The following is a 7311-nucleotide window of genomic DNA, read 5'->3' on the forward strand; positions in this document are numbered from 1 at the left end:
GCCGGCGATAGGGCCGGTACTGACTACCTTGCTATCAGGCCAATCCCCCAACAAGGCACACGCACCCCCCATTTATGCTTAACTGTTCGCTTAAAACAGCCAAACACTTAAGCCATGCACTTGCCCCTCGACCGTCACAGCCCAACTCCGTTGGTGCAGCAACTCACCGACCACCTGCAAGCCTGGATCGAACACCAGCGCCTGCGCCCCGGCGCTCGCCTGCCGTCGATCCGCACCCTGGCACGCAACCAGGCCGTGAGCGCGTCCTGTGTGATCGAAGCCTACGATCGCCTGGTCGCCAGTGGCTGGCTGGAGGCGCGTCACGGCACCGGCTTCTTCGTCGCCGAGCGCAAGCCTGGGCTGGCCCTGCAGGACCAGCCCGTGTGGGGCGAAGCCGCCGATGGCAGCTGGCGGCAGTTCCGTGAGGGCCACGACGAGCTGCTCAAACTGGGCTGCGGCTGGCTGCCCACAGCCTGGCGGGCAGACGCCGAACTGGCCCAGGCAGTTCGCCAGGTCAGCCGCGGCAACCCGCAGGACATGTTCGACTACTGCCCGCCACTGGGCCTGGCCAGCCTGCGCCTGCAACTGCACAAACGCCTGGCGCGCCTCGACATCGCCGCTGGCCCCGAGCGCATCCTCACGACCCAGGGCGCCAGCCATGGCCTCGACCTGCTGGTGCGCACCCTGCTGCGCCCCGGCGACACGGTGCTGGTGGAAAACCCCGGTTACTACAACCTGTACAACTTGCTGCGTCAGCACCAGGTGCGCATGCTGCCGTTGCCGCGCACGCCGAGCGGCCCGGATGTCACGGAGCTCGAGCGATTGCTGGTCGAGCACCGCCCGCGCTGCCTGTTCATCAACAGCCTGTACCAGAACCCGACCGGCACCAGCCTGACGCCCAAGGTGGCGTATCGGTTGCTGGAGCTGGCGCGAGAGCACGACCTGCGTATCGTCGAGGACGATATCTACGCCGATTTCCAGGAAGGGCAGGCCACCCGCCTGGCCACCCTCGACAGCGAACAGCGGGTGATCTACCTGGCCAGTTTCTCCAAGACCCTCAGCAGTTCGCTGCGGGTCGGCTACCTGGTGGCCGACCCGCCGCTGCTGGCGCGCCTGGCGGAGCTGAAGATGGTCAGCGGGATCGGCACTTCGCGCTTCATCGAGCAGGTGGTGGGGCAGATGCTGGCCAATGGCAGCTACCGCAAAAGCGTGCAGCGCCTGCGGGTACGCCTGGGCCAGCACATGGCCAAGCTGCTCGGGCAACTGGAGGGTTACGGCTGGGAGGTGTTCTGCGAACCCTGTGGCGGCATGTTCGTCTGGGCGCGAATGCCTGGGCGCGATTTCGCCAGCCTGGAGCGGTTGGCGGCCGAGCACGACGTGCTGCTGACGCCCGGCAGCGCCTTCGACTACCAAGGCGCCCCCAGCGACTGGCTGCGGATCAATGTCGCCTACGGGCAGGACACCCGCGCCCAGGGCTTCCTTCTGCACGCAGGGCGACCTTCAGCACGCTGAAAACGACACGCACATAGCCATTTGACACTATTGTGGCGTCGACCGCTTGTGCGTGGGTCGGCAAGGTTGCCACGCTTGGCCCTCGGGAAAACCTGACAAGGTGAAGGGGGATCGGCGATGGCGGCGAGCAGGCAGGGTGTTCTGGCCAACCTGGGCATGGCCCGCAAGATGGGGCTGGGGTTTGCCCTGGTGTTGCTGCTGACCCTGGCGGTGGCGGCCATCGGCATCGGCGCCTTGCACAGTGTCGGCCAGCGTTTCGACAGCCTGCGCGAGCTGGGCCGGTTCAATACCGACCTGCTGCGGCTGCGCCAGCACGAGCAAGCCTTCGCCTTGCGCTCCGACAGCGAGCAGGCCGAGGCCTTGCGCAGCGGCCTGCACAACCTGAGCGAGCGCGCCCGAGGCCTGCCGGCACTGGCGGCAGCCGAGGCTGACCTGGCGGCCTATGGCCAGGCATTCGACGCGTTCGTCGAGGTGGTGCAGGCCAAGGAGCTGGCGCTGGACATGGCCAGCTGGTCGGTGTCCAGCGTGGCCAACAACCTCGACGTGATGCAGGCAGGGCTGGCCGATGACGGTGCCTACACCCTCAAACAGTCCCAGGGCCAGCAAGGCAGTGAGTTCCTGGAGCAGTCCGCGCAGGTGGCGCAAGTGTCGCGGCTGATGCTGCAGGCCATGGACCAGGCGCGGGTGCGTCTGGAGCAGAGCCGCAAGGGCGAAGCAGACGCCAGCCAAGGGCGCATCGCCGAGACGGTCGAGGCCGCAGCCCTGGTCGATCGGCTCAAGGCAGTGGTTGCCGACGCCGGTTACCAGGGCGTGCTGGGCGAGGTGGCCGGGCACATTGCCGGATTCACCGACAAGCTCAACGAATACACCGATTTGCTGGGCAAGGAACAAGGCCTCAAGGCGCAGTTGCAGGCGCGGGCCGAGCAGGTCACCGGGCGGGTGGAACAAGCCTATGTCGGCGAAGAGCAGGCAATGCAGGGCGAGCTGACGCGAAACGCGCTGGCCATCGCTGCTGCGACCGGCCTGGCGCTGCTGGTGGGCGTGCTGGCCGCTTGGCTGATCACGCGCGCGGTGGTCGGCCCGCTCAAGCGTGTGATTGGCCGGGCCCGGCGCATCGCTGCCGGGGAGTTGGGCCTGGAGCCGGAAGCGGCACGTGACGATGAGGTCGGGCAACTGACGCAGGCCGTGCAGCACATGGCCATTGCGCTGTCGGGCATCGTCAGTGGCTTGCAGCAGGGGATCGAACAATTGGCGGGCAGCGCCCAGGCGCTGTCGACGGTTACCGAGCAGACCAACCGTGAGGTGGGCAGTCAGAAAGAAGAGACCGAGCAGGTGGCTACCGCGATGCAGCAGATGACAGCCACCGTGCACGATGTGGCGCGCAATGCCGAAGAGGCGGCGCTGGCCGCCCAGGCCGCCGATGCCAAGGTCGATTGCGGCCAGCAGGTTGTGCGCCAGAGCATGCAGCGTATCGAGCAACTGGCTGCGGCGGCAGAAACCGCCAGTACCGGCATCGAGAGCCTGAGTGCCGAGATCCATACCATTGGCGACGTGCTGGCGGTGATCAAGAGTGTGGCCGAGCAGACCAACTTGCTGGCGCTCAATGCGGCCATCGAAGCGGCCCGGGCGGGCGAGCAGGGGCGTGGTTTCGCGGTGGTGGCCGATGAGGTTCGGGCCTTGGCCCGGCGTACCCGGCAGTCGACCGAGGAAATCGAACGGCTGGTGGCTAGCCTGCGTGGCAACGCCCAGCAGTCGGTGGCGCAGATTCGCGACAGCACAGAGCTGGTGCGTCTGGCCGTGGCCGACGCGCTGCAGACCGAAAGTGCCCTGGGCAGCATTGCGGCGGCGGTGTCATTGATCCAGCAGATGAACCAGCAGATTGCAGCGGCAGCGGAGCAGCAGAGTTCGGTGGCCGAGGAGATCAGCCGCAGCGTCACGCAGATTCGCGGCAGTGCGGACCAGGCGGCGTTGGCGATGCAGGGCAATGCCCGGTCGAGTATCGAACTGGCTCAGCTAGGCAGTGACTTGAGGGGGATGGTGGGGCACTTCCGTTTGTGATTGCCTGGACCGGCCCTTTCGCGGGTTCAAGATCAGCAAGGTCAACACCCCGGCGACGATCCCCCAGAACGCCGAGCCAATGGAAAACAAGGTGAACCCCGACGCCGTCACCATGAAGGTAATCAACGCCGCCTCCCGCTCGCGCGCCTCACCCATGGCCACCGTCAGCCCATTCATGATCGAGCCGAACAGCGCCAGCGCGGCAATCGACAGCACCAGTTCCTTCGGCAGCGCGGCGAACAACGCAGCCAGCGTGGCACCGAACACCCCGGCGATGCCGTAGAAAATCCCGCACCACACCGCTGCGGTATAGCGCTTGCTCGGGTCTTCATGGGCATGCGGCCCGGTGCAGATGGCCGCACTGATTGCCGCCAGGTTGACCCCATGCGAGCCGAACGGCGCCAGCAGCAGCGAGGCAAAGCCGGTGGCCGAAATCAGCGGCGAAGCCGGCACCTGGTAACCATCGGCGCGCAACACGGCCACACCGGGCATGTTCTGCGAGGTCATGGCCACCACGAACAGCGGAATGCCGATGCTGATGGTCGCGGCCAGCGAGAAGCTCGGCGTGGTCCACACCGGTGTAGCCACTTCCAGTTTGAAGCCGCTGAAGTCCAGCAGGCCAAGGGCGCCGGACAACGCCGTGCCGACCAGCAAGGCGGCCAGCACGCAATAACGCGGCGACAGGCGCTTGACCAGCAGATAGCTGAAGAACATGCCCAGCACCAACAGCGTGCGGTGCTGCGCGGCGACGAAGATCTCGCTGCCGATCTTGAACAGGATGCCGGCCAGCAAGGCCGAGGCCAGCGAGGCCGGAATACGTTTGACCAGGCGCTCGAAACTGCCGGTCAGTCCGCAGATCAGTACCAGCACCGCGCAGGTGATGTAGGCGCCAATGGCTTCGCCGTAGCTGACCCCGCCAAGGCTGGTGATCAGCAGCGCCGCGCCGGGCGTCGACCAGGCGATGGTGATCGGCGTGCGGTAGCGCAACGACAGGCCGATGCTGCAGACCGCCATGCCGATCGACAGGGCCCAGATCCAGGATGAAATTTGCGCGTTGGTCAGGCCAGCCGCCTGGCCGGCCTGGAACATCAGCACCAGCGAGCTGGTGTAGCCGGTGAGCATGGCGATGAAGCCGGCGACCACCGCCGACGGGGAGCTGTCTGCCAGGGGCCGCAGGCGTGCGGAAGTGGCATCGGTCATGGGGTAAGTCCTTGTCCATGTGTAAGCAGTTTTTTCAGACTAACGCGGGCGCGCTTGATCCTTGTCATACAGCGGGCATTGCTTTTAGCCGTACAGTCGCGAACTATTGGGCCCTGACGCGCAACTGCATGGGAGGGGAGGGGCATGTACAAGGTCTATGGCGACTACCAGTCGGGCAACTGCTACAAGGTCAAGCTGATGCTGAGCCTGCTTGACAAGCCGTATCAGTGGCACCCGGTGGATATCCTCAAGGGCGAGACCGAAACGCCCGAATTCCTGGCCATGAACCCCAACGGCAAGGTGCCGGTGCTGCAGTTGGAGGACGGCACCTGCCTGTGGGAGTCCAACGCGATCCTCAACTTCCTGGCCGACGGCAGCGAGTTCCTGCCCAGCGAGCCGCGTTTGCGTACCCAGGTGCTGCAGTGGCAGTTCTTCGAGCAGTACAGCCATGAGCCGTACATTGCCGTGGCGCGGTTCATCCAGTTCTACCTGGGTTTGCCGGACGAGCGGGTGGAGGAATACCGCAAGCTGCACAAGGGCGGGTACAAGGCGTTGAAGGTGATGGAGCGGCAGTTGCAGATGACGCCGTACCTGGTGGGCGAGCAGTATTCGATTGCCGATGTGGCGCTGTATGCGTACACCCATGTGGCGCAGCAGGGGGGCTTCGAGCTGGCGGATTACCCGGCGGTACGGGCGTGGTTGGCCAGGGTGGCCAGCCATCCGCGGCATGTGCCGATGGTGGACTGAGGCTGCACTGGCCCCTTCGCGTGACAAGCCCGCTCCCACAGGTATTGCACTAGAGCAAAGTACAGTGCAGTACCTGTGGGAGCGGGCTTGTCCCGCGAAGGGGGCGACACCTATCTATCAGGCCGACGCGAACCGCTTGTCCAGATAAGCAATGATGGCCTTGGACTCATACATCCAGGTCACCTTGCCCGCTTCTTCGATGCGCAGGCAAGGCACCTTCACCCGGCCACCGCCTTCAAGCAGCGCCTGGCGGTGCACCTCATCATTCTTCGCATCACGCAGCGCCACCGGCACATTCAGCCGGTGCAGGGTGCGGCGGGTCTTGACGCAGAACGGGCAGGCATGGAACTGGTACAGCGCAAGGCCCTTGGCCTCCTGCTCGACCTGGGCCTGGGCCGCGGCATCGCGCTTGCGCTTGGCCGGGCGGCTGATCCAGTCGCCGAACACGATGAGCTGGCCGAGGCCGACCCGCAAGGCTTTGACGATCATGGGCAACTCCTGAAATGAAAAAGCCGACCCCACAGGGTCGGCTTGGGTCACGCGCCGATCACTTGATCAGGCTGAGGAACTCGCTGCGGGTGGCGGCGTTTTCGCGGAATTCGCCGAGCATCACCGAGGTGAGCATGGTCGAGTTCTGCTTTTCGACACCGCGCATCATCATGCACATGTGCTTGGCTTCGATGACCACCGCGACACCTGCAGCACCGGTCACCTGCTGGACGGCCTCGGCGATCTGGCGGCTGAGGTTTTCCTGGATCTGCAGGCGGCGGGCGTACATGTCGACGATCCGCGCGACCTTGGACAGGCCCAGCACCTTGCCCTTGGGCAGGTAGGCCACATGAGCCTTGCCGATGAAAGGCAGCATGTGGTGTTCGCACATCGAATACAGCTCGATGTCCCGGACCAGCACCATTTCGCTGTTGTCGGAGGTGAACAGCGCGCCGTTGGTGACTTCTTCCAGCGTCTGCTCATAACCGCGGCAAAGGTACTTCATGGCCTTTGCAGCCCGCTTGGGCGTGTCGAGCAGGCCCTCACGGGAGACGTCCTCGCCGATCTGGCTGAGGATCTCGGTGTAGTTCTGTTCCAGGGACATGTATCTACCTGTGGGAAAAAATCGCAAAAACGAAGGGTACGGCGGCAAAGCCTACGCTGCAAGCGCGGCGTTACTCGTCGCGGCCTTCCATCATGGTTCGCTTGAGCATTACATACACAGCGCCAGTGCCGCCGTGGCGGGCCTGGCAGGAGGTGAAACCGAGCACTTGCGGGTGCTGGCGCAGCCAGGTGTTGACGTGGCTCTTGATCATCGGCCGCTTGCCATCCAGGCGCGCGGCCTTGCCGTGGGTGACACGCACGCAGCGCACTTCCAGCTTGGTGGCTTCGGCGATGAAGTCCCACAGGGTTTCGCGGGCTTTTTCCACGCTCATGCCGTGAAGATCGAGGCTGCCTTCGAAGGCGATCTGGCCGAGCTTGAGCTTGCGGATCTGGCTTTCCTGCACCCCGTCGCGGCGCCACATCAGCTCGTCTTCGGCGCCGACGTCGATGACGAACTGGTCGGACAGGCCGTCGATCACCAGCGGCTGGTCACTGCGCACGGTCGCGGCCTGACGCAGGCCGGCGAGCTGCTTGCGGTCGGTCTTGGGTTTGCCGATATCGGCGCGGTCGTGCTTGATCGGCTTGACGCCGCGCACCTCGGCGCTGAACAGGGAAAAATCGTCGTCTTGCATGCTGCCTCCACGTGGGCGACGTAGTTTACGCCATCAACCCAGTGGCGTCAGTACCGGCCCTATCGCCGGC

At 65.1% G+C, this 7311-nt stretch carries 7 protein-coding genes and 1 pseudogene; 4 read left to right on the forward strand and 4 right to left on the reverse strand.

Annotated elements, in window-relative coordinates; all coding sequences use genetic code 11:
• Positions 1-114 precede the first annotated feature (114 nt).
• The 3 genes and pseudogenes from PMI38_RS10520 (at position 115) to PMI38_RS27885 (ending at position 3570) form a co-directional block, all read left to right on the forward strand.
• The gene (locus tag PMI38_RS10520; RefSeq protein ID WP_008093603.1) at positions 115-1512 is read left to right on the forward strand and encodes an aminotransferase-like domain-containing protein; all 1398 of its coding nucleotides are present in this window, start codon (positions 115-117) and stop codon (positions 1510-1512) included.
• Positions 1513-2484: 972 nt separating this feature from the next.
• A pseudogene (locus tag PMI38_RS27880) lies at positions 2485-2661 on the forward strand (hypothetical protein); the annotation flags it as partial.
• Between the two features lie 204 nt (positions 2662-2865).
• Positions 2866-3570 carry a methyl-accepting chemotaxis protein gene (locus PMI38_RS27885; RefSeq protein WP_443216389.1) on the forward strand — a complete coding sequence of 235 codons (705 nt, stop codon included), beginning with the start codon at positions 2866-2868 and terminating at the stop codon, positions 3568-3570.
• On the opposite strand, the gene PMI38_RS10530 is transcribed toward PMI38_RS27885, so the two are convergent.
• On the reverse strand, positions 3526-4770 hold the full coding sequence (locus PMI38_RS10530; RefSeq protein WP_008093607.1) for a benzoate/H(+) symporter BenE family transporter: 1245 nt from the start codon (positions 4768-4770) through the stop codon (positions 3526-3528). The two genes, PMI38_RS27885 and PMI38_RS10530, sit on opposite strands and share 45 nt — an antisense overlap.
• A 144-nt stretch (positions 4771-4914) precedes the next feature.
• Between PMI38_RS10530 and PMI38_RS10535 the strand changes: the two genes are divergently transcribed.
• Positions 4915-5517, forward strand: coding sequence for a glutathione S-transferase family protein (locus PMI38_RS10535; protein WP_008093609.1), 603 nt, complete (start codon positions 4915-4917; stop codon positions 5515-5517).
• Between the two features lie 117 nt (positions 5518-5634).
• Here the strand turns inward: PMI38_RS10535 and PMI38_RS10540 are convergent, their stop codons facing one another.
• From PMI38_RS10540 to PMI38_RS10550, 3 genes are all read right to left on the reverse strand, one after another.
• Entirely contained in the window at positions 5635-6006 is a 372-nt protein-coding gene (locus PMI38_RS10540) for a glutaredoxin (protein WP_008093611.1), read from the reverse strand.
• A gap of 58 nt (positions 6007-6064) precedes the next feature.
• A complete protein-coding gene (folE, locus tag PMI38_RS10545) occupies positions 6065-6610 on the reverse strand; it encodes a GTP cyclohydrolase I FolE (RefSeq protein WP_008093613.1) in 546 nt (181 codons plus the stop codon).
• Positions 6611-6680: 70 nt separating this feature from the next.
• Complete coding sequence (locus PMI38_RS10550) at positions 6681-7241, reverse strand: Smr/MutS family protein (RefSeq protein ID WP_008093614.1); 561 nt, start codon at positions 7239-7241, stop codon at positions 6681-6683.
• Positions 7242-7311: the final 70 nt, after the last annotated feature.

The sequence above is a fragment of the Pseudomonas sp. GM84 genome (assembly GCF_000282535.1).
Classification (GTDB): Bacteria; Pseudomonadota; Gammaproteobacteria; order Pseudomonadales; family Pseudomonadaceae; genus Aquipseudomonas.